We start from the raw sequence: 20,577 nt of genomic DNA on the forward strand, positions 1-20,577 counted from the left end.
CACACACCCCTACTAGCTGAGCTTTTCTTCTGTGGGGGGTTTTTTTTCGTGTGTTTCCAACAAACCCCACCCCCCCCCTTCGCTGTTTCCGCGGGAGGAGATCAGCCGAGGACGATCGTCGTGCCGGTGGCCGAGATCGCCTTGTTCACCAGGTAGAAGTAGGTCGTCGAGGAGTCGCCGCCCGAGGTGAGCCCCTGCGCCTGGTTGCCGCTGATGAACGACCCGCCGGAGTCACCGCCCTCGGCGTGCGCGCTGGTCTGCGTCATCCCGCGCACGGCGCCCTGCGGATACCGCACCGTCTGGTTCTTGGCCTGGATCGTGCCGCAGGTCCAGCCGGTGGTCGAGCCCGCCTTGCACACCGAGGCGCCGACCGCGGCCTCCGTGGTCCCGGACACCCGCGTGCCGTTGTTGATCTGCCCCACCGGCGTCCAGTTGTTGTTGACCGTCGCCGACGCGTAGTCCTCGCCGGGGAACACGTACTTCCCGAACCGGCCCATCGCGACGTGGTTGTACCCGCTCAGCGCGCCACCGCCGGTCAGCGCGGCGCAGTGCCCGGCGGTGAGGAAGCCGCCGCGGACCGAGAAACCCACTGAGCACCGCGAAGAACTGCCGATGTAGTACGCGTCACCGCCGCGGACGTCGTAGAACGGCGTCGGCTTCTGGGCCACCTCGGCGATCGTGACCGCCGAGCGGTCGACGCCGGATTTCGCCACATATGCCTCGGCGACCTGACGCTGCCCGCGGAGCACCGAGAGCGTCACCCGGTTGGCGGCCGTGTCGACGCCCCAGCCGGTCACGGCATCCGGTGCGGACCGTTCGTTCGTGTTCAAAACGTCCACAGTGGAATCCAGCTGCCGCGCACTGAACCGGACCAGCTCGGCCTCCGCGCCGGCCGCGCGTACTCGGTCCAGCAACGCCGGGTCGGTGACGCCGATGCGCGCCTTGCCGGTCGCGGCGTGATAGCTGACGCCGCCCAGCCGATCTCCCAGCGCGCCGGCGATCGACCGCGCGATCCGGCCGGCGGCCTCCTCGTTGCCGAGCCGGGCAAGCGCCTGGCCTTCGCTCAGCCCCAGATCGCGTTGCAGGGCAGGAACCATACCGGGATTCAACGGAGTGAGTTCCGCGGCGGCCGGGGTTGCCGCCAGTACGCCGGTCGCCAGTACCGCGACGGCCACACCACCGAAGGACTTCGTGATCTTCATGCTTCTCCCTCGCCGACTGGCACGCGGCCGGAGTGGCCACGTGGGCCGAACGCGAGCCTTCGCGCGGCGGACGGCACGCACAATCCGGGCTCCGCGCAGATAGGTATACGCATTCCCGCGCGGACCAATCCGTTGCTCCACCTGCCGCCGCTCCATTGCTCTTCACCCGGACGGCCAAGTCCTTAAGTAGGGTTTCTTACCAACACGACGCGTAACGCCCGCCTGCCGCCAAGCGTGTCTGCCCCGTGCTGCATTCGGGGAAATCGCCGACATCTCGTACGCATCGTGATTTTCCCTCCGCACGCGGTCTGCCAACCGGTGCCGGGGACGCGCAGACGTGTGAGCGCACCAATCCGCACGGCCGACGACGTCCTGTTTACGACTACGTGAAGCACTGCTTACGCTCCCCGCACACCGGACGCAGCCGCTTGCCGAGGAGGCCGTCATGTGGCCGGCCATCCCCCGTTCGACCTCGATCTCCGTCCGCACCGGCCCGCCCGCGTTCGTCGGCAGGGAGGCCGAACTCGACGCCGTCGTCGAGGTCCTGCGCCATCGTCCCGCCGCCGTCCTGATCGAGGGCGAGCCCGGGATGGGCCGTACCCGGATGCTGGCCGAGCTGGCGCGGCACCGGGAGTTCGCCGGCGGAAGGGTGCTCTCCGGGGCGTGCCAGCGGTTCCGCGAACCCTTCCCGTACGGCCCTGTGCTGGAAGCGCTGCGCTCCGCGGCAGATCACGCGATCGGCCCGCTCAGCCCGGTCGCCGGGGTGCTGCGACCGCTCCTGCCGGAGCTGGCGGAAATCCTTCCCCCACAACCGGAATCCCTTCCTTCCCCCGGTGCGGAGCGGCACCGCGTGTTCCGCGCGATACGCGAGGTCCTCGGCGCCTGCGGGCCCGCGCTGCTGCTCGTCGACGACCTGCACTGGGCCGACGAGGACACCTGTGACCTGCTGCGGTTCCTGGCCTCCGCGATGCCCGCCGAGCTGGCCGTCGTCGTCGCCTACCGGTCACCGCTGCGGGCCCCGATCCGCGTCGCGCCCGCCCTCCACACCGCACGGGTGTCCCTCGGCCCGCTCGACACCCGCGCGGTACGCCTGCTGGCCGCCGAACTGCTCGAAAACCCCGGTGTCACCGAGGAATTCGCGACGCGGCTGCGTGACTGCACTACCGGTATCCCGTTCGTCGTCGAGGAAACGCTGCGTGCGCTACGCGGCACCGAGGACAGACCGCCGACCGGCGAGCTCGTGCTGGACAGCCTCGAGGTGCCCGCCGCGTTGCGCGAGACGATCACCGAACGGCTGGCCGCCTTGCCCGGCCCGGCGGCCCGCCTGGTCCGCGCCGCCGCGGTGCTCGGCATCGAGGCCGAGGCCCCGCTGCTGGGCGAACTGGCCGGACTCACCGGGGAAGGGCTCCGCCCGGCGCTGCTCGCCGCACTGACCGGTGACCTCCTCGCCGATCTCGGCGAAGGACGTTACGGGTTCCGGCACCCGCTGGCACGCAAGGCGGTACGGGACACTGTGGACAGTCCGGAAAGGACGATCCTGCACGCGGAGTCCGTACGGCTGCTCGCTACCCGGCCCGCACCGCCGCTCAGGCTGCTCGCACAGCACGCGCGAGCGGCAGGCGACGTCGGCCGCTGGCGAAGATACGCCGAGGCGGCCGCGGGCGAGGCCATCGCACACGGCGAACCGGTGGCGGCGGTCGAGCTGCTGCGCGACGTGCTGGCCGACCCGGGTGAAAGCGTTTCCGAACTCGCGCGGACCGCCACCAAGCTGAGCGAAGTCACCCGCCGGGGCTTCCATCCCGGCGCCATCACCACCTTGGACCGTGTCCTCCGAAGACCGCTCGACACCGACGTTCGCGGCGTCGTCCGGCTGAGCCTCGGCGCGTCGCTCGTCCGAACCACCGGCGGCCTGTGCCGTGGGCGCACCGAGCTGGAACGCGCGGTCGCCGAACTCGGTGGCAGGCCGGAGCTCGCCGCCCACGCCGCCCTCCTGCTCGCCCGGCCGCACGACGGGCTGACCCCGCTGTCCTGGCACGAAGAATGGCGACGGCGGGCGGAGGAACTCGCCGCCGGAGCGAGCGAGCCCGAACTGCTCCGCGAACTCACCGCCGCACGGATCGCCGCGGCGGCCTGCCTCGGCGACCCCGCCGCGTGGCCGGAATTCCGGCGGCTCCCGGCGTCCGACGCGGACCACCTCCGAGGCGACCTCACCGACGCCATGGTCTGGGCCGGGCATCTCCAGCGCGCGGAACGGCTGCCCGCCGGGCAGAACGCCGAGACACACGGCATCCGGCTCCGGCTGGACTGGCTGCTCGGCCGCTGGTCCGGGCTCGCCGAAAAGGCGGAAAAACTCCTGAGTGGCAACGCCGAACTCGCGCCGGTCGTCGCCGAGACCGCCCTCGTGCTCGGCAACCTGGCCGCCGTGCGCGGTGAATTCGTCACCGCGCGCCAGCATCTCGCGGCGACCAAAGTGCACGAGCCCAGCCAGGGCCGGATCCCGATCGTGCTGACCGCGGCCGCCACACTGGTCGCCGTCCTGCTCGCCACCGACGACGTCGACGCCGCGTGCCGGACCGCCGACGACGCGATGGACGCGGCCCGCCACAAGGGAGTCTGGGTCTGGGCCGCGGCGTTGGTGCCCGTGGCGGCGGAGGCCTACACCCGGGCGGGCCGGTGGCCGGACGCGGACACCGTGGTCGAGGAGTTCGCCCGCGGCATCGGCACCCGGGACGCGCCGGTGGCCACCGCCGCGCTGACCGCGGGACGCGCGACCCTGCTCAGCGCACGCGGCAAGTACCCCGCGGCGGCGGCGTTGTTCGACGAAGCCGCGGTGGCGTACGAGCGGCTGCCGATGCCCTACCTCGCCACCGGGGCCCGCGAACGCGCCGCGCTGAACCGGCTGAAGGCAGGCCACCGTGACACCGTCGCCGACCTGGCCGCTACCGCGACGACGTACGAATGTCTCGGCGCGACCCGCGACGCCGGCCGCTGCCGGCACGTGCTGCGCGAACACGGCGCGTGGGCACCGTCGCAACGCGGACGGCGTGGCTACGGCCGCGAGCTGTCGCCGCGCGAACGCGAAGTCGCCGGAATGCTGGCGGAGGGCAGGACGAATCGGGAAATCGCGGACGGTTTGTTCCTTTCGCCGCGCACGGTGGAACAACATGTCGCGAAGGTGCTCCGCAAGCTCGGCGCCCGGTCGCGCACCGACGTGGCCCGCCGGCTGACGGCCACTGGCGGCACCGCGGCGGACGCCCTACCGTGACGCGGTGAACTCAGCAGCCGCCTCGGAGACCGGCGACGTCCCGGCCTGGCGACGGGCCACGACCGGCGAATCCCGCTGGCCAGCGATGATCGTCGTGCTCGCGACCCTCGCGTTGCAGCTGGCGTTGCCGGGCGAAATGGTGCTGCGGCCGTGGTGGCTGCTGCCCGCGGTGTCCACGCTGCTGGTGATCGCACTGCTGCTGGTCAACCCGCGCCGGGTGGACGACTTCAGCCGCCTCGAACGCGGCCTCTCACTGGTCATGGTCGCGCTGGTGTCCGTCGCCAACGGCGCTTCGGCCGTCCGGCTGGTGATCGGGATCGGCACCGGGACCGTGGGCGGTCATCCGGCGCAGGTGCTGATCACCGGTGGCATCGTGTACTGGACCAATATCGTGGTGTTCTCCTTGTGGTACTGGGAATTCGACCGCGGCGGGCCGGGGCGCCGCGCTCTCGGCACCGCGCAGCACGCCGACCTGCTGTTCCCGCAGATGGACCTGCCGAGCCGCGCGGCCAGGAGCTGGGAACCGCGCTACCTCGACTATCTGTACATGTCGTTCACGAACGCCGCCGCCTTCAGCCCCACCGACGTCATGCCGCTGCGGATCTGGGCGAAGATGACGATGATGCTGCAGGCGGCGATCTCGCTCATGCTGGCGCTGATGGTGGTCGCCTGGGCTGTCGGCGGCCTCAAGTAGCGGCCGCCGCGGCCATGCTCACCACCTGGTTGCGCCCGGTGTTCTTCGCTTGGTACAGCCCGGAATCCGCGACATGCAGCAGCCGTTCGACGGCGTGCCCCGCCGCCGGGTACATGGCCACCCCGATCGACGCCGAAAGCCCGCGGATCTGTTGCGCCGGCTCCGCGCCCGGCACGTCGACCACGAGTTCCTGGACCGCGTGGCGAATCCGTTCCGCCACGGTGAGCACATCCGGTTCCGGTGCCCCCGGCAGCAGCACGACGAACTCCTCGCCGCCGAACCGGCCGACCGAGTCGTAGTCGCGCACCTGCTCGGAGATCGTGGTCGCGACCGCCTTCAGCACCATGTCACCGGCGAGATGACCGTAGGTGTCGTTGACCCGCTTGAAGTGGTCGAGGTCGAGCATCAGCACGCCGAACGTGCTCTTCGCGCCCGCGGCTTCGGCGAACTCCCGCTGCGTCAGCTCGTGCCACGCCCGCGCGTTGAGCACCCCCGTCTTGGTGTCGGTGCTCGCCGCGACCTCCAGTTGGCGCACCAGGACGCTGCGATGCAGCACCAGGACGGGCAGCAGCACGAACGGCACCAGGATCGGCTCGTACAGCAGTCCCAGCGCCGTCATCCCGCCGAGCACCAGTGTGGCGAACTCCAGCAGATTGTCCTCGACACCACCGAACAACGACCGCGGCGAGCGGCCGCCGGTGTGCAGGTACACCGAGATCGCGATGATCCCGGCGTTGGTCACGGTGTACACCAGCGCCGCGCCGACGACGAGCACCGATCCGCCCATCCCGGTCTCGAGCCGGTCACCGACGAGTTCTCCCGCCGCCAGCGCCGAAAGCACCACCGCGGCCGCGCAGTAGACCACCCGGTACGTCGGCCGGTTCGGCATGTCGCGCCACAACCGCAGCCACAGGTGCCCGTAGACGAGCACCGCCAGCAGCGCGGCGAGCCCCGCGGGCAGCACCAGCGCGCCGCCGAACGTCCACACCGAGGTCATGTTGATGTGCGGGGCGTCGGCGATCGTGCGCCGGATGCGCTCCACGGTCCTCGACAGCTCCGCCTGCACCACCGCCAGCGCCAGCAGTGCCGCGAAGTAGCCGAAATCCGCGATCCGATAGTCCGAACGGGTCAGCGTCCACGCCGTCAGCGCGAGCGCTATTCCTTCCACCCCAAGAAAAGTCATCCAGATCATGCGTGATCCGGACCGGTTTGACCAGCGCGTGGAACGAGCTACCATCCCTGCGCTGGGTACTCCGGCTGGTAATGAATCCCCCAGATTCATATGACCGGCCCCCTTCCGCTCACGACTCAGGGTATCCCCGGTCGCACGGTGAGTGGCCCGGCGGCAAGAGCGAACACTCGAATGGAGCAGTGGAGGGGAGACACCATGTACAGCCGGGAGGACTGAGCCAGCGACCATCAGCCCGTTCGTTCGGGCGGGAACCAGACGTCGGGCCGCGCCGTGGTGACGCGTTGCCACGCGACCGCGAGCGGCACGGCCAGCAGGACACCGGCCGCGCCCGCCAGCCCCAGGGTGACGGCGGGCGCGGTCAGCTGGGCGACCAGCCCGGCCAGCATGATCCCGGCCCCCTGCACCGTCACCAGGCTCGTCGACATCAGGCCCATGACCTGCGCGCGAACCCGGTCCGGCACCGTGCGGGCGGTCAGCGCGACGGCCTGCATGTGGTAGGGCGCCGAACAGGCCCCGCTCAGCGCGACGAGCGCGAGACTCACCGGCAGCGGCGGGCGCAGCACGAGGAACACCAGCGGCACCAGCGAAGCGACGGCCAGCAACCCGATCGACGACGTCTTGCGCGGCGCGGGCACCCAGCGCGTGAAGACCCACGCGCCCACCACGGAACCGACCGGATCACTCGCCAGCAGCAGCCCGACCGCGAACGAACCCGCCCCGAGTTCGGCGGCGAACGGCGCCGCCACGCCCTCCGGCGCGACCGCGAGACCCGCCAGCATCTTGAGCGCGAAGAGCACGCGAATTCCCTGATCTCGCACGAGAATCCGGGCCCCGTCCGGGCTGAAAGCACGGCGCAGCCGGGTTTTCGCCGACGATTCGGCGGTGTCCGCCGCGGGCCGGTGCCGCACTCCGGACGACACCAGCACCGCGGAAACCACGAACGTGACGGCGTCGGCGAACAGTCCCCAGTACGGGTTGATGATTCCCACGATCAGCCCGCCACCGGCGAATCCGGCCAGTTGCGCGGTCTGGATCGTGATGTTCCGGACCGCCAGCCCGGCGACGTACCGCTCGCCCTCCAGCACGTCCGGCAGCAGCGCGAGTTGCGCCGCGCGGAACGGGCCGCCCGCCACGGTCAGCACCACCAGCAGCGCGCACAGCACCGGCAGCGGAGTGCCCGGGATCGCCATCAGCGCGGCGACCGCCGCCCGCAGTAGATCGCAGACGATCATCACCGCGCGGCGCGGGAACCGGTCGGCAAGCCCGGCCAGCAGCGTGCCGCCCAGCAGTGTCGGCAAATACGTCAGGCCGTAGGTGAGGCCGGTGAGCCCCGCCGACGACGTCCTTTCCCAGACCAGCAGCGACAGCGCGACCCTGGCCAGCTGGTCTCCTGCCTGCGAAAACGCCTCGGCCGCCCACAGTGCGCGGAATTCCCCCACCGCGAGTGCCTGCCGGAATTCGATCCCCGTCCCCCGTTGCCCCATGTCGCTCCACGGTAGCCATCCGGCTCCGTTCTGTCAGCGGCCGGACGGACCCGTCCGGCGAACGCGAGACTGCCCGAAAAGCCCGTGGAGGACCCCTTCCCGGCGGGGGGACTCGGAAGGGATCCTCCACGGAACCGCGCTCACCCGCCGCCCGGACGGATGAGCAGGTCATTACCGCGCCACCTGGGCGTGTGCCGTGTCGACGAACCGGGTCGTGTAGGTCTGCGACAGGTCGATCCGGTCCTTGTGCGGCTTCACATTGCTGGACGATTCGCCGAGCACCTTGAGCACGTTCTTCGCGCCGTCGGGATCCATCCGGCCGTCCTTGGTGAACATCCCGATGCTGTCCTTGAGCGACTTCACGTAGAGCGGTTTGTCGCCGCCCGCGAACGACTTCGGCATGATGTCGGCGATCTGTTCCGGAGTGTGCGAGGAAATCCACGAAAGCGTTTCGACGAACGCGTTCGCCAATTTCTGCACGATATCCGGATACCGTTTCACGATCTCGCAACTCATGTACAGCGAGCTCGCCGGATACAGGCCGCCGAGCGCCGCGCGGGTGCCTTCCTCGTTGCGCATGTCGTAGAGCACCTTGGCCTGCCCGGTGTTCGTCAGCTGCGCGATGGTCGGGTCGGTCGTCATGCCGGCGTCGATGGAACCCTGCTGCAGCGCCGAAATGAACGTCTGCCCGGCCCCGACCTTCACCGGCGTGTACTGCTTCGAACTCACCCCGCCGCGGGCGGCCAGCGCCTTGGTCAGGAAGTCCGTCGACGAACCAAGCGACGTGACGCCGAGATTCCGGCCCTTGAAATCGGCCCCGCTCCGGACCTGGTCCGCCTTGTTCGTGGCGACCATTTCCGCCTCACCCGGCACGTTCGCGAACTGCACCACGCTCGTGATGCACTGTTCTTTCGCCTGCAGGTCGATGGTGTGGTCGTAGAACCCGATCACCGCCTGCACCTCGCCCGCCAGCAACGACGTCTCGGCGTTGGCCCCGGACGGCTGATCGAACAGCTCGACGTCGAGCCCCTGCTTCTGGTACGCGCCGATCTGCTGGGCCAGCTGCCCCGGCAGGTAGATCACCTTCGACAGGCCGCCGACCATGAGCTTGACGTGCGGTTTGCCCGAGTTCCCGAGATCGATGACGCGCGAGTCACGGCAGGCGGTGAGCCCGGCCATCGCGACGGCGGCCGCGAGCACGATTCCGACTGTCCTTTTGAGACGCATGTCAGATGTCCCCGCGGCCTTGATCGGTCGACATAGCCGGGCGCCAGCGGAGCAGACGGCCTTCGAGGGTACTGATGCCCCATTCGGCCAGCAACGCGACGACGGTGATGATCAGCATGCCCGCGTAGACGCCCGCGGTGTCGAACGTTCCCTGCGCGTTGGCGATCAGGAAGCCCATCCCCGCCTTGGCGCCGGTGTACTCGCCGACGACCGCGCCGATCAGCGCGAAACCGAACGCGACATGCAGCGAGGACAGGATCCACGACGTCGCGCTGGGCAGCACGATCGACTTGAGCACCTGGCCACGGGTGGCGCCGAGGATGCGCGCGTTGTCGATCAGGTTGCGGTCGACCTCGCGGGCGCCGGTGAAGGCGTTGAAGAACACCGCGAAGAACACGAGCACGAACACCGTCGCGACCTTCGAGGACAGTCCGAGGCCGAACCAGATCACGAACAACGCGGCGAGCACGATCCGCGGCAAAGCGTTGGCGGCCTTGATGAACGGCGCGAGCACCTCGGCGAGATAGGCGCTGCGGCCGAGGATCACGCCGACCACGACGCCCGCGATGGCGCCGAGCACGAAGCCGATCACCGCCTCTTCGACGGTCACCAGGATCTGGTACCAGATGGACCCGAAATCGGTGCCCTTGCCGATCCATTCGACCAGCCGGTGCCAGATCAGCGACGGCTTCGAGTAGAAGAACGGGTCGATCCAGTACGTCGCGGCCAGTTCCCACGCGCCGAGCAGCACCACGACGATCACCGCGCGCAGCGCCCAGATGTTGCGCTTGCGCCGGCCACTGGCCTTCTTGGCCCGCGCGAGGATGTCCTGCTCGGTTTCCAGGACCGGCAAGGGGGCGGACGTGGCCGCCGAGGTCTCAAGCGACACGGTTCGCTCCCTTCTCGCGGGCCTTGTCGACCTCGCCGCGAAGCGATTCCCAGATATTCGAGTACAGCACACGGAATTCCTCCGTGATCCGGAGTTCCTCGACCTTGCGCGGCCGTTCCAGCGGGATGTCGAAGGTGTCCTTCACCGTGGCGGGGCTCGCGGTCATCACGACCACCTTGTCCGCCAAGGCGATCGCCTCGTCGAGGTCGTGCGTCACGAAGATCACCGCGGCACCACTCCCGGACCATAGGCGCAGCAGCTCGTCCTGCATGAGCGCGCGGGTCTGCACGTCGAGCGCGGAGAACGGCTCGTCCATCAGCAGGATCTTGGGCTGGGTGACCAGTGTCTGCGCCAGCGCGACCCGCTTGCGCATCCCACCGGAAAGCTGGTGCGGGTAGTACTTCTCGAACCCGGCGAGCCCGACGCGCGCGATCCAGTCCGTCGCCAGCGCGCGAGCGTCCGCTTTGGACACTCCGCGGAACCGCGGCCCGGAGGCGACGTTGTCCAGCACCGAACGCCACGGCATCACCGCGTCGGTCTGGAACATGTAGCCGACACCGTCCGGAATGGACTTGACGTCCTCGCCGTTGACGCGCACCCGCCCCGCCGACGGCGGTTGGAGGCCGGAGACGAGCGACAGCGTGGTCGACTTGCCACAACCCGTCGGGCCGACGACGGCGACGAACTCGCCCGGCCGGACGGTCATGGTGAGGTCGCGGACGGCGGTGTGGACCGAACCGGATCCGCTCGGGAACCTTTTGGTGGCTCCGGTGAGTTCGATGAGTGGTGGGGACGTCATCGGGGGTGACTCCTTCGTCACGGTGGTGCTGGCGGCGACCGGTGCGTTGCTGGGGTCACAGTGCTGCCGGTCACGGGGACGTTAAGTCGGCTCATCGGCGAGGTGAAGCTTGTCGACGTTCTGCGTGCGCTTCGCGCGTTCTCCGCGTTTTGCTCATTTTGCTCATGGCGCTGACCTGGGCGTATCGTCCCAGCCATGCCAACGCGGGCCAGATTTCCGAGGATGCGGTTCAGCCGCCAGATCCTGCTGCTGCAGATCGGTGTGGTCGTGCTGGTCGTCGGCCTCGGCGTCGCGCTCGTGGGCGTGATGCTGCGGGGCACCCTCACCGAGCAGTACGGCCAGCGCGCGCTCGCCATCGCCCGCTCGTTCGCCACCGATCCCCAGGTCGTCGCGGCCGCCGCCGCGCGGAAGCCCAACGAGAACCTCGAACAGTGGGTCCGGAGCTACACCGATCCCGCGATCAAGGACTCGCCCCTGTTCGTGGTGGTCACCGACGACAAGGGCATCCGGATCGCGCATCCCCTTCCGGCCGAGGTCGGCAAACCGGTCAGCACACCCGCCGACGAAGCACTGGCGGGCAACAACGTCGTCTCCGCCGTGGAGAACGGCAGGCTCGGATTGTCCGTACGAAGTAAAACCCCTATCTGGCAAGGAGATCGTGTCGTCGGCGAAGTCAGCGTCGGCTTCGAGATCGAGGACCTGACCGGCGACTTCGACAAGCTGCTCCTGAGCATCCTGGGCTTCGCCGGCGGCGCGCTGCTGCTCGGCGCCGGGGCGTCCGCGCTGCTCAACCGGCGGCTGCGGCGGCTGACCCACGGCCTGGAGCCGCACGAACTCACCGAACTGCTCTACGAGCGCGAGGCCGTGCTGCACGGGATCGGCGAAGGCATGCTCGCCGTCGACGCGGACAACAAGGTCACCGTGCGCAACGACGAGGCCGAACGCCTGCTGGGCACCGAACTCCCGGTCGGCGCGCGACTGTCCGAACTGGAGCTTTCCCCGCGCGTGCACAAGGCCGTCCACGAAGGACGCCCGGTGGACAATCTCCTTGCCGTGGCGGGTAATCGCGTGCTGGTGATCAACTCTCGCGCGGTGCGCCGCGACGACCGCGACATCGGCACGGTGCTGACCTTCCGCGATCGCACCGACCTCGACACCCTGACCCGCGAGCTCGACGGCATCCGGGCGCTGTCCGACGGCCTGCGCGCGCAACGTCACGAGTACGCGAACCGGCTGCACACACTGTCCGGCCTGTTGCAGCTCGGGCACCACGCCGAGGCCGTCGACTACCTCCAGACGCTGACCGAGACGACGTCGGCGCGGCCGAGCGAGGTGAGCGACGCCGTCGCCGACCCGTACCTGCAAGCGCTGCTGCTGGCAAAAACCGAGCAGGCGCAGGAAAAGGGCATGACGCTCACGCTGTCCGACGACTCGTGGGTGCCGGGCACGGTGACCGATCCGATCGCGGCGAACACCGTCATCGGCAACCTCGTCGACAACGCCCTGCACGCCGCGCGGATGGGCCCGCGGCGCCCGGCAACCGTCGAAGTCGGCCTGCTCGCCGAGGGCACCACGCTGCATGTGTCCGTTGTGGACAGTGGAGCCGGCGTACCTGAAGAGCTCCGCGACACGGTTTTCGACGAGGGCGTCAGCACCAAGATCGCACCGGGCCACGGGCTGGGCCTGGCACTGACCCGGCAGGCGGCGCGCGCCCGCGGCGGGGACGTCTGGCTGGCCGGCGCCGGGAACGCCGAGGGCGGCGCGCTGTTCGTCGCGAAACTGCCGAACATCCTGCGGGAGGGACACGCATGATCCGCACGCTCATCGTCGACGACGATTTCCGGGTCGCCGGGGTGCACGCGGGTTTCGTCGAGGAGGTGGCGGGGTTCGCCGTGGTCGGCACCGCGCACACCGCGGCGGAGGCCCGCGCCCGCGTGCGCGAGCTGTCGCCCGACCTCGTCCTGCTCGACGTCTACCTGCCGGACGAATCGGGCCTGTCCGTGCTGCCGGAGCTCCAGGCCGACACCATCGTGCTGTCCGCCGCGACGGACGCGGCCTCGATCCGAACGGCGATCCGGGCCGGCGCGCTGAACTACCTGATCAAGCCGTTCACCACGCGCCAGCTCGCGGACCGGCTGACCAGCTACGCGCGCTACCGCGGCCTGCTCGCCGAGGACCGCGCGCTCGGCCAGGACGACGTCGACCGCGCATTCCGCGTCCTGCACGAACAAGACCGGACGGCGGCGCCGAAGGGCCAGTCGACGGCGACGTCACGACTGGTGTCCGACCTGCTGCGGAAGGCGGATGGCCCGCTGTCCGCGGCGGAGGTGGCCGGGGAGCTGGGCATGGCGCGAGCGACCGCGCAGCGCTATCTCACCGCGCTCGCGGAGTCCGGCGCGGTCCGGATGCGGCTGCGGTACGGCGCGACGGGCCGCCCGGAACACGAGTACCGCTGGACGGAGTAGCTCAGCGCTGGCCGAACATCATCTTGTCCATGCCGTCCATGAACGGCTTCACGAACTCCTGGACCGGGTTGGCCTTCGGCTTGGGGCTGCTCGTCGATGGCGGCACCTCGGCACGCGGCTGCTCGGACCGGAGCGGCGCGGGACGCGGCTGCAGCCTCGCGACCGGGACCTGCCGGGGCGCCGGTGCCGGGACGGGGACGTAGACGGTGACCGGCGGCGCGTGCTCGACCCGCGGCTCCGGCTGGACGACCGGCACGGCGGGCGGCGCCGGTGCCGGTGCGGGCTGGGTGGCGACGGCGGGACGCGGGTCGAGCGACGCGGCGTCCTCCGACGAGGACAGGCCGCCGAGCATCCCGCCGCCGAGCCAGCCGATGGCGAGCAGTGTGAACGCGGCCGCGCCGCCCAGCCACAACCGCGAGCGCCGCCGCCGGATCACCACCGACTTCGGGCGCAGATCCTGATCGCAGACCGGCTGGCGCGTGTAGATCGGCGCGGGCTCCGGTTCGCTCTCGGGGCTGCGCCTGCGCTTGGGCAGGCTGGCCGCGATGATCCCGGTCCGGTCGATCAGTTCCGCGGCGTCGGCGGGCGCGGGGCGGGCCGCACTGCGCTGCGCGGTACGCGACATCGGGGGACCTCCGGGAGAAACACGGCAATGCTCGGCGCGGACGTCAGCATTCTGGTGCCTTTCCGCCGAAAACGCCGGAAACGTAACTCCATCGTGTGACGCCGTGGCCGTCCATCATGACCCCGTGTCCCGTTCTTGGCTACCTACCCGACCATGTGGGGACCACTGCCGTTACCTATTCCCCGGGTGTGGTGTACCGCGTGTCAATGACCACCCATCTGCTTGAGTCCCAACCGCGCCAACATCGCCGCGGGCCGCTGGTAGGCCGCGCCGAGCACCCGCGGGATCGCGTCCAGGACATAGGCGTCCGGTCCGATGAGAATCCGCGCGGAACGGCGTTCGATCCCGCGGACGATGGTGAGCGCCGCCTTCTCCGGCGACGTCCGCGCGATCTTCTCGAATCCCGCCGCGGCCTGCTCGGGATCTTCACCGCCGGCATTCCGGGAATCGCGGACGATGTTCGTCTTGATCCCGCCGGGATGCACACAGCTGACCCCCACCGGGTGCCCGGCGATGAGCATTTCCTGGCGCAGCGATTCGGTGAATCCGCGCACGGCGAACTTCGCGGCGTTGTACGCGCTCTGCGTCGGCACGCCGATGAAGCCGAAGACGCTGGAGATGTTCACGATGTGCCCGTCGCCGGAGGCGATCACATGCGGCAGGAACGCCTTGGTCCCGTTGACCACGCCGCCGAGGTTGATGCCCATCAGCCAGTCGTAGTCCTCCCAGGACATCTCCTCCACGGTCGCGCCGAGCGCCACTCCCGCGTTGTTCACCACGAGGTTGACCTCGCCGAAGTCACCGGCGACCTCCTCGGCGTGCGCGAGCACCGCGGCGCGGTCGGAGACGTCGAGCCGGTAGGACCGCGCGGCGGCGCCCGCCTGCTTCGCGGTCGCCTCCGCCCTGTCGGCGTCCACATCGGACAGTGCGAGCCGGGCACCGCGGCGGGACAACTCCAGCGCGAGCGCCCTCCCGATACCCGAACCCGCGCCGGTGATCACCGCGACCTTGCCCGTGAACCGCTTCATCGCCAACTCCCGTGCGTCAAAGGTGTTACTCCGTGGTTACAGATACTAGTGGTATGTCAACTGTGAGCTTCCTGTGGGTTCTTCGCGTTCGCTGTCCGAGGCGGGTCAGAATATGGTGACCTGGTTTCCACAGGGGGTAATCGCCGAGCAGGAGAGGGGGAGTACGTGCGGCGTTCCGCGTTGCTGCTCGCTCTCGTCGTGGTGCTGGCACTGGGCGCCGTGGTGGCCACGGTCATCGTGACCTCCGCCCCCCAGAACCCGATCGCCGACGACGGCTCCGCCGTGGCCGCCGCGCAGGCCGGGGGCGCGAAACCGCAGCTGCCGCCGGTGTCCAGCACCGCGGTCGGCGCGCTCTTCGTCGACGGCTCGCACTACTGCACCGCGAGCGTCGTCCACAGCGACCCTGGCGACGTCCTGGTCACCGCCGCGCACTGCATCCACAACGGCGAGGGCGGCGACTACATCTCCGGCATCACCTTCGCCCCCGGCTTCCACAACGGCATCGCGCCGTTCGGGTTCTGGGACGTGAGCAACGAGCTGGTCGCGCCGGGCTGGGCGAGCTCGTCCGATCCGGACCTCGACGTCGGCTTCGCGACCGCGCACCAGCGGGGCAATCCGAAGACGCTGGAGAGCGTGGCGGGCGCGAACAAGCTGGCCACCAGCGGCGCCTTCGTCCAGCCGATCACCCTGACCGGCTACCCGGACGATTCGGACGTCCCGGCCGTCTGCCAGAACACCACGAGCCAGCAGGACACCTACCAGCTGCGGGTCGACTGCGTCGGCTTCCCGAACGGGACCAGCGGCGGCCCGTGGGTCACCCAGCAGGACCCGAAGACCCGGCTGGGCACGGTGATCGGCGTGATCGGCGGCTTCCAGTACGGCGGCGACGACCCCGACACGTCCTACAGCAGCTACTTCGACACCGACGTCGCGGCGCTGTACCGCCAGACGGCGTCGCGTTCCTAGCCGACGCTGGTCAGCGGCGGCAGCCCGAGCGACGTGGCGAGCTTGTCGAGATCCCGGCGGACCGGTGCGCTCAACGGCACCCCGAGCGCCCGGCACTGTTCGAGGTACTGCGCCTCGCGCCAGCCCGGATAGCGGATCGGCGCGCCGCCCTCCCAGCCGAGCAGGCTGCCGAAGAGCGCGCTGGCGGCGCGGTAGAAACCGTCCGCGCTACGCAGCGTCGTCGGGGCGATCGCGAGGACCAGCAGCCCGGTGTCGTGGTCGTGGTCGGCGACGCCGGACAGCACGCCCGCGAGGACCTCGACGAGCAACGCGAACCCGGCCATCGCCGGATCGCCGCCGGTGGTCGGCGTCGGGGTGTCCATGTCGAACACGAACTCGGGGTACGCCCCGGCCGGGGCGGCCATGCCCAGCGGGTTGACCGGCAGTCCTGGATCGGTGCCCGCGGCGAGGACGAGCCCGATCATCGCGTGCGGCAGCGCCCGCGCCGAGTGGTGGCCCGCCCGGCCGAACGGCCCGATGCCGCGCAGCGAAACGAGCCCGACGCCGAAGCGTCCGGCCCGCGTGACCGCGCGATCCATGGCATCGCCGACGGCCCACAGACCCGGGGCGCGGCGGTAGTCGATCAGCGCCGCCGCGCCGCGGTCGGCGATCATCAGCGGTTCGGCACGCGGACGGATGAATCCGTTGTCCAGCAAGGGAAGGTGGACCCGCATGAGGTCCGCGACGCCATGTTCGGGGGTGCCGGTGAGATCGCCGTGGCACAGCGCTTCGGCGGCCATGCGGGCGCGAGGTTCGGGGAAGTCGTGGGCGGTGAAGACGTGGGCGACCAGGGTGAGCAGTTCGTCGGCCGGTACGCGGTGCCAGGCCTGTTCCGGGATCGGGGTGTCCGGGGTTTCCGACGCGGGAGCGGAGCGATTCAGGCGGAGGGAACGCGGTCTGAGAGGCACTTCTCCGAGAGTGCCTAACCGCGCGTCACGACGTCAACGAGGTCCGCAGGCCACAACCCGTCTGTGTGATCCGAAGGGCGGAAACCACGACGTCGGACACGTACCCTGTTCGATATGTGCCGAAACATCACCACTTTGCGTGGTTTGCAGCCGGCGGCCACGACCGAGGAGATCGAGGCGGCGGCGCGGCAGTACGTCCGCAAGGTGAGTGGCGTGCAGTCGCTCTCGGACGCGACCCGCGAGCCGTTCGAAGCCGCCGTCGCCCAGATCGCCGAGATCACCGCTCACCTTTTGGAGCACCTGCCCGAACGCCGTCAGCCGCCGGCGACGGTGCCGCCGCTGCGCCGTCCCGAGGTCCGCGCGCGCATCGCGGCGAGGGAGCTCAAGAAGGCCTGAGCTTCACGGTGCCGGGCGGTCTTCGCGCTCGGCCAGCGCGGCGACGACGTCGGTGAGCGGGCGGCCGTCGCCGGAGTCGACGCAGCCGGCGAACAACGCCATCGCGGCGACGCCGAGCACCGACTGCCGGTTGTCGTGGTCGAGGATCCGCGCCTCGGGGTCCGCGGAAACGCGCAGCGCGAGCCCCTCGGCCAGCGCGGTGAGCAGGACCGTGAGGTCCTCGAAGGTGACGCCGGGCCGGAGCCGGAGCCCGCGCGCGGTGAGCACGGACTCGCACATGGCGGCCCAGCGTGTCGTGATGTCGCGGTACACCGAGGTCATGGCCTCGCGGAGCTGTTCGTCCTGGCCGGTGAGCGCGGTGAGCAGGAACCGGAAGCGCAGCGCGGTGGCGGCACCGCCGGCGATGGTGGCCATGTCGCGGTAGGCGATTTCCTCGACCGCGGCGACGAAGTCCCCGTCGGACAGCGCGGGGGTGGCCTGGTCGGAGAGGTGGTGCGGGGACCAGCGCTGGATGCGCAGGGTGTAGCGGACGAGGTCGGAGAGGTAGTCAGGGAAGTAGGCCCACCGGTCGCGGAACGAGCCGAGGGTGCCGTGGCGGGGTAGCTCGGCGGGTCCGTTGGCGACCTCGGCGATGACGTTCTCGCGGGTCAACGTCGACAGCGGCCGGGTGAATCCCTCCGCTGGCGCCTCGGCCGCGAAGAACTCCCGGTCAAGCAGCCGGACCCCGGCCTCGAGATACGCCCGCGTCAGCGGATGATTCGCCAGCCGGCTACGAACCGCCTCGGTCCGCCGATGCACGTTCCGCACCACGTCACTGAGGTCGTCGACCCGCTCGCCGCCCTCGCGCTCCCGCGTCACCGTCCACGCCTCCCGCCCGCGCTACCTCCGCCCCGGGAGGTCCCGCCCCGACCGTCCGCACCGGCCCTGGCCACACACCCCAGGCCCCCGTACAACTCAAGACATGAAGCTCATTCTTACCAGCAAATCCGCCGCCAAGACCGCCCTCTACCTCTTCCTGGCAGGAGCCCTAGCAGCACTGGTACTGACCTAGACCCCAACGCAAGAAGCAAGAAGCAAGAACCAGCAAGACGACACACCAGGCAACCAAGTCACCAACGCAAGAAACAAACCCAACGGCACCACCGTGGGGGGTCCAGGGGGGCGAAGCCCTCCCTGGCGGGGGTCCGGGGGTCCGACCCCCGGGTTGGAGGCGGACGCCACCTGGTCCGCGCAGTCCGCGGACACACGTCCCCCATGGCGGAAGCGGAGGGATTTGAACCCCCGGTGGGTTGCCCCACGCTCGCTTTCAAGGCGAGTGCATTCGGCCGCTCTGCCACGCTTCCCTAGGGGCTCAGGGTATCGCGCCTGCCCTCGAGGTCGTCCAGGTGTTCGAGGACGCGGGTGAAGGCGGCGCCGATGACGGCTTGTTCGTCGGGGGTGAGCTGGTCGATGAGGTGGTCGCGGACGCCTTCGACGTGGGTGGGGGCGGCGGTTTCGAGGAGGGTGGCGCCGGTGTCGGTGAGTTCGGTGACGACGCCGCGTTTGTCCTCGGGGTCGCGGGCGCGGCGGACGATGCCGTCGGCTTCGAGGCGGCCGATCTGGTGTGAGAGGCGGCTCTTGGTGGAGCCGAGCATGGCGGCGAGTTCGGTCATGCGGATGCGTTTGCCGGGCTGCAGGGAGATGCAGACCAGGACCTCGTAGTCGGTGAGGGAGATGTCGTGGCGTTCGGCGAGGTCGCGGTGCAGGCGGTGACGCAGCCGGAGGGTGGCGACGATGTAGGAGCGCCAGGCGACCATTTCGGTGTCGCTCAGCCAGCGGACTGTCCGCTCGTCGTCGGTCATCAACGCAGGGTAGAACGTTGTTCAGGGGGCCGGTGGTCCGGTGTGGGGCATGTCCGATATCCCCCGAAGGGGGGTTACGAAAAGGTTGAGAGTCGGCCGGAAAAGGCGCATTCTGCTTTACAGCGGATGGTTGGTCCGGTACAGAGCACGCCGCCGGGGCGTGCCGGCACCAGGCCTCCATCCGGGAGAGGTCAGGTGGTTGCGTGGTGGGTGATCCTCGCGGTTGACCGCCCGCTGTGTCCCCGCGGCCGGCACGGTGCTGTACCGGTTCGGTCGTGATTGTGAGCAGCTTGAGAGCGCGGGCTTCTTACATGCGCTCGGCATTCTTCTCGCGCATTCGGCGTCGTTCCGGCCTGGATCTCGCCGCGGTCTCGGCGTCCGCGGCGGCAGTGCCGGTGCGCCGGCCCGGGTGCGGTTGACCGGCCCGAAGAGATGTGTGACAACAAACCTCGGTAGTCCTGGGTGCGGCCGGTAGCGTGTGGCCGCACCCAGGCGCGTGTCGGGCCGCTTTGTCCGTGCCCTGCCATCGCCCGCCATGGAGAAGCGCCGCTCCACGGCTACTCTTGTGCCGTGCGATTCGACGACGACGCGGAGTTGGACACCTCCGAGGTCCAGGATCTGCGGGGCAGTGGCGGTGGTGGCGGCGGGATCGGCGGCCGTCTGGCGATCGGCGGGGGCGGGGTCGGCCTGGTCGGGCTGGTCATCTACTTCCTGATCTCGCAGTTCGGTGGCGCGAGCCCCGGCCACGTCAGTAGTGGCGGCGGGGGGCTTGGACTCGGCGACGTGCGGTCGGGCCAGCAGATCGACAACGGGAAGCTGGCGAGCCAGTGCAAGACGGGTGCGGACGCGAACCGCAACCACGACTGCGCTGTCGTCGCGACGATCAACTCGATCCAGGACTTCTGGACGCAGGAGTTCTCGCGGTCCGGTCAGACTTACCGGAAGGCGCCGACGAACTTCTTCAGCGGCGGGGTGCGGACCGGCGGCTGCGGCAGCGCGACGTCGGACACCGGGCCGTTCTACTGTCCCGCCGACTCCCAGGTCTACATCGACCTGACGTTCTTCAACGAGCTCCAGACGCGTTTCGGCGCGAAGGGCGGTCCGTTCCCCGAGGCCTACGTGCTCGCGCACGAGTACGGCCACCACGTGCAGAACCTGACGGGGGCGTCGAAGAAGGGCGGCGGCACCGGGCCGACGTCCGGCTCGGTGCGGCTTGAGCTGCAGGCCGACTGCTACGCCGGGGTGTGGGCCAACCACGCGACGAAGACGCCGTCGCAGAGCGGCAAGCCGTTGATCTCCGACATCACGCAGGATGACATCAGCCGCGCGCTGGACACGGCGTCGCGGATCGGGGACGACTACATCCAGAGCAAGCTCGGCGGTGGCCAGGTGGACCGGTCGAAGTTCACCCACGGGTCGTCGAAGCAGCGGGAGAAGTGGTTCACGACCGGGTTCCAGACCGGGCAGCCCGCGCGCTGCGACACGTTCTCCGCCCGCGATCTGGGCTGACGCGAAGGTCCGTGGGGGCCTCCTCAAGGGACTCAGAGTCCCTTGAGG

18 protein-coding genes and 1 tRNA gene are annotated in these 20,577 nt (G+C 69.9%); 7 read left to right on the forward strand and 12 right to left on the reverse strand.

From position 1 onward, the window contains the following. Nucleotides 1-101 precede the first annotated feature (101 nt). The gene (locus ACFWX1_RS17830) at nt 102-1,202 is read right to left on the reverse strand and encodes a S1 family peptidase (RefSeq protein WP_378388521.1); all 1,101 of its coding nucleotides are present in this window, start codon (nt 1,200-1,202) and stop codon (nt 102-104) included. Between the two features lie 445 nt (nt 1,203-1,647). On the opposite strand from ACFWX1_RS17830, the gene ACFWX1_RS17835 reads away from it, so the two are divergent. Then, on the forward strand, nt 1,648-4,467 hold the full coding sequence (locus ACFWX1_RS17835; protein ID WP_378388523.1) for an ATP-binding protein: 2,820 nt from the start codon (nt 1,648-1,650) through the stop codon (nt 4,465-4,467). Between the two features lie 85 nt (nt 4,468-4,552). After that, nucleotides 4,553-5,161, forward strand: coding sequence for a hypothetical protein (locus ACFWX1_RS17840; RefSeq protein ID WP_378388594.1), 609 nt, complete (start codon nt 4,553-4,555; stop codon nt 5,159-5,161). On the opposite strand, the gene ACFWX1_RS17845 is transcribed toward ACFWX1_RS17840, so the two are convergent. The 5 genes from ACFWX1_RS17845 to ACFWX1_RS17865 form a co-directional block, all read right to left on the reverse strand. Next, a complete protein-coding gene (locus ACFWX1_RS17845; RefSeq protein WP_378388525.1) occupies nt 5,154-6,344 on the reverse strand; it encodes a diguanylate cyclase in 1,191 nt (396 codons plus the stop codon). The two genes, ACFWX1_RS17840 and ACFWX1_RS17845, sit on opposite strands and share 8 nt — an antisense overlap. Before the next feature lie 236 nt (nt 6,345-6,580). Next, entirely contained in the window at nt 6,581-7,837 is a 1,257-nt protein-coding gene (locus tag ACFWX1_RS17850) for an MFS transporter (protein ID WP_378388526.1), read from the reverse strand. A gap of 171 nt (nt 7,838-8,008) precedes the next feature. After that, nucleotides 8,009-9,064, reverse strand: a complete 1,056-nt coding sequence (locus ACFWX1_RS17855) for an ABC transporter substrate-binding protein (RefSeq protein WP_378388528.1) — start codon at nt 9,062-9,064, stop codon at nt 8,009-8,011. Between the two features lies 1 nt (nt 9,065). After that, entirely contained in the window at nt 9,066-9,953 is an 888-nt protein-coding gene (locus ACFWX1_RS17860) for an ABC transporter permease (protein ID WP_378388530.1), read from the reverse strand. After that, entirely contained in the window at nt 9,943-10,752 is an 810-nt protein-coding gene (locus ACFWX1_RS17865; protein ID WP_378388532.1) for an ABC transporter ATP-binding protein, read from the reverse strand. Before ACFWX1_RS17865 ends, ACFWX1_RS17860 begins: the two co-directional genes overlap by 11 nt. Nucleotides 10,753-10,974: 222 nt before the next feature. Here ACFWX1_RS17865 and ACFWX1_RS17870 point away from each other — a divergent pair, with 222 nt between their 5' ends. Together ACFWX1_RS17870 and ACFWX1_RS17875 are read left to right on the forward strand one after the other, a co-directional pair. Continuing rightward, the gene (locus tag ACFWX1_RS17870) at nt 10,975-12,564 is read left to right on the forward strand and encodes an ATP-binding protein (protein ID WP_378388534.1); all 1,590 of its coding nucleotides are present in this window, start codon (nt 10,975-10,977) and stop codon (nt 12,562-12,564) included. Then, nucleotides 12,561-13,217 carry a response regulator gene (locus ACFWX1_RS17875; protein WP_378388536.1) on the forward strand — a complete coding sequence of 219 codons (657 nt, stop codon included), beginning with the start codon at nt 12,561-12,563 and terminating at the stop codon, nt 13,215-13,217. Before ACFWX1_RS17870 ends, ACFWX1_RS17875 begins: the two co-directional genes overlap by 4 nt. Nucleotide 13,218: 1 nt before the next feature. Here ACFWX1_RS17875 and ACFWX1_RS17880 read toward each other — a convergent pair whose 3' ends face one another. Continuing rightward, entirely contained in the window at nt 13,219-13,842 is a 624-nt protein-coding gene (locus ACFWX1_RS17880) for a hypothetical protein (RefSeq protein ID WP_378388538.1), read from the reverse strand. 203 nt (nt 13,843-14,045) lie between these two features. Beyond that, nucleotides 14,046-14,870, reverse strand: a complete 825-nt coding sequence (locus tag ACFWX1_RS17885; protein WP_378388540.1) for an SDR family NAD(P)-dependent oxidoreductase — start codon at nt 14,868-14,870, stop codon at nt 14,046-14,048. A gap of 165 nt (nt 14,871-15,035) precedes the next feature. Here ACFWX1_RS17885 and ACFWX1_RS17890 point away from each other — a divergent pair, with 165 nt between their 5' ends. Further along, nucleotides 15,036-15,836, forward strand: coding sequence for a trypsin-like serine peptidase (locus ACFWX1_RS17890; protein WP_378388542.1), 801 nt, complete (start codon nt 15,036-15,038; stop codon nt 15,834-15,836). Here ACFWX1_RS17890 and ACFWX1_RS17895 read toward each other — a convergent pair. Then, entirely contained in the window at nt 15,833-16,783 is a 951-nt protein-coding gene (locus ACFWX1_RS17895; protein WP_378388544.1) for an Ldh family oxidoreductase, read from the reverse strand. The two genes, ACFWX1_RS17890 and ACFWX1_RS17895, sit on opposite strands and share 4 nt — an antisense overlap. Before the next feature lie 114 nt (nt 16,784-16,897). Here ACFWX1_RS17895 and ACFWX1_RS17900 point away from each other — a divergent pair, with 114 nt between their 5' ends. Beyond that, nucleotides 16,898-17,179 (forward strand): DUF2277 domain-containing protein, encoded by a 282-nt coding sequence (locus ACFWX1_RS17900; RefSeq protein ID WP_378388546.1) that lies wholly within the window; start codon nt 16,898-16,900, stop codon nt 17,177-17,179. Between the two features lie 3 nt (nt 17,180-17,182). Here ACFWX1_RS17900 and ACFWX1_RS17905 read toward each other — a convergent pair whose 3' ends face one another. The 3 genes from ACFWX1_RS17905 to ACFWX1_RS17915 all read right to left on the reverse strand — a co-directional run bounded on the left by ACFWX1_RS17905 (nt 17,183) and on the right by ACFWX1_RS17915 (nt 19,020). Further along, entirely contained in the window at nt 17,183-18,037 is an 855-nt protein-coding gene (locus tag ACFWX1_RS17905; protein ID WP_378388548.1) for a hypothetical protein, read from the reverse strand. 397 nt (nt 18,038-18,434) lie between these two features. Beyond that, nucleotides 18,435-18,522, reverse strand: a tRNA-Ser gene (locus tag ACFWX1_RS17910). Next, nucleotides 18,523-19,020, reverse strand: coding sequence for a MarR family winged helix-turn-helix transcriptional regulator (locus tag ACFWX1_RS17915; RefSeq protein ID WP_378388550.1), 498 nt, complete (start codon nt 19,018-19,020; stop codon nt 18,523-18,525). It abuts the tRNA gene before it with no gap. Between the two features lie 570 nt (nt 19,021-19,590). On the opposite strand from ACFWX1_RS17915, the gene ACFWX1_RS17920 reads away from it, so the two are divergent. Then, nucleotides 19,591-20,529 carry a neutral zinc metallopeptidase gene (locus tag ACFWX1_RS17920; RefSeq protein ID WP_378388552.1) on the forward strand — a complete coding sequence of 313 codons (939 nt, stop codon included), beginning with the start codon at nt 19,591-19,593 and terminating at the stop codon, nt 20,527-20,529. Nucleotides 20,530-20,577: the final 48 nt, after the last annotated feature.

Origin of the sequence: Amycolatopsis sp. NPDC059021 (assembly GCF_042739895.1) — a bacterium.
Lineage (GTDB): Bacteria > Actinomycetota > Actinomycetes > Mycobacteriales > Pseudonocardiaceae > Amycolatopsis.

Coding starts and splice junctions, on each gene's coding strand:
- ACFWX1_RS17830 (WP_378388521.1), bottom strand. CDS start 1,202: ATGAAGATCACGAAGTCCTTCGGTGGTGTGGCCGTCGCGGTACTGGCG.
- ACFWX1_RS17835 (WP_378388523.1), top strand. CDS start 1,648: ATGTGGCCGGCCATCCCCCGTTCGACCTCGATCTCCGTCCGCACCGGC.
- ACFWX1_RS17840 (WP_378388594.1), top strand. CDS start 4,553: ATGATCGTCGTGCTCGCGACCCTCGCGTTGCAGCTGGCGTTGCCGGGC.
- ACFWX1_RS17845 (WP_378388525.1), bottom strand. CDS start 6,344: ATGACTTTTCTTGGGGTGGAAGGAATAGCGCTCGCGCTGACGGCGTGG.
- ACFWX1_RS17850 (WP_378388526.1), bottom strand. CDS start 7,837: ATGGGGCAACGGGGGACGGGGATCGAATTCCGGCAGGCACTCGCGGTG.
- ACFWX1_RS17855 (WP_378388528.1), bottom strand. CDS start 9,064: ATGCGTCTCAAAAGGACAGTCGGAATCGTGCTCGCGGCCGCCGTCGCG.
- ACFWX1_RS17865 (WP_378388532.1), bottom strand. CDS start 10,752: ATGACGTCCCCACCACTCATCGAACTCACCGGAGCCACCAAAAGGTTC.
- ACFWX1_RS17870 (WP_378388534.1), top strand. CDS start 10,975: ATGCGGTTCAGCCGCCAGATCCTGCTGCTGCAGATCGGTGTGGTCGTG.
- ACFWX1_RS17875 (WP_378388536.1), top strand. CDS start 12,561: ATGATCCGCACGCTCATCGTCGACGACGATTTCCGGGTCGCCGGGGTG.
- ACFWX1_RS17880 (WP_378388538.1), bottom strand. CDS start 13,842: ATGTCGCGTACCGCGCAGCGCAGTGCGGCCCGCCCCGCGCCCGCCGAC.
- ACFWX1_RS17885 (WP_378388540.1), bottom strand. CDS start 14,870: ATGAAGCGGTTCACGGGCAAGGTCGCGGTGATCACCGGCGCGGGTTCG.
- ACFWX1_RS17900 (WP_378388546.1), top strand. CDS start 16,898: ATGTGCCGAAACATCACCACTTTGCGTGGTTTGCAGCCGGCGGCCACG.
- ACFWX1_RS17915 (WP_378388550.1), bottom strand. CDS start 19,020: ATGACCGACGACGAGCGGACAGTCCGCTGGCTGAGCGACACCGAAATG.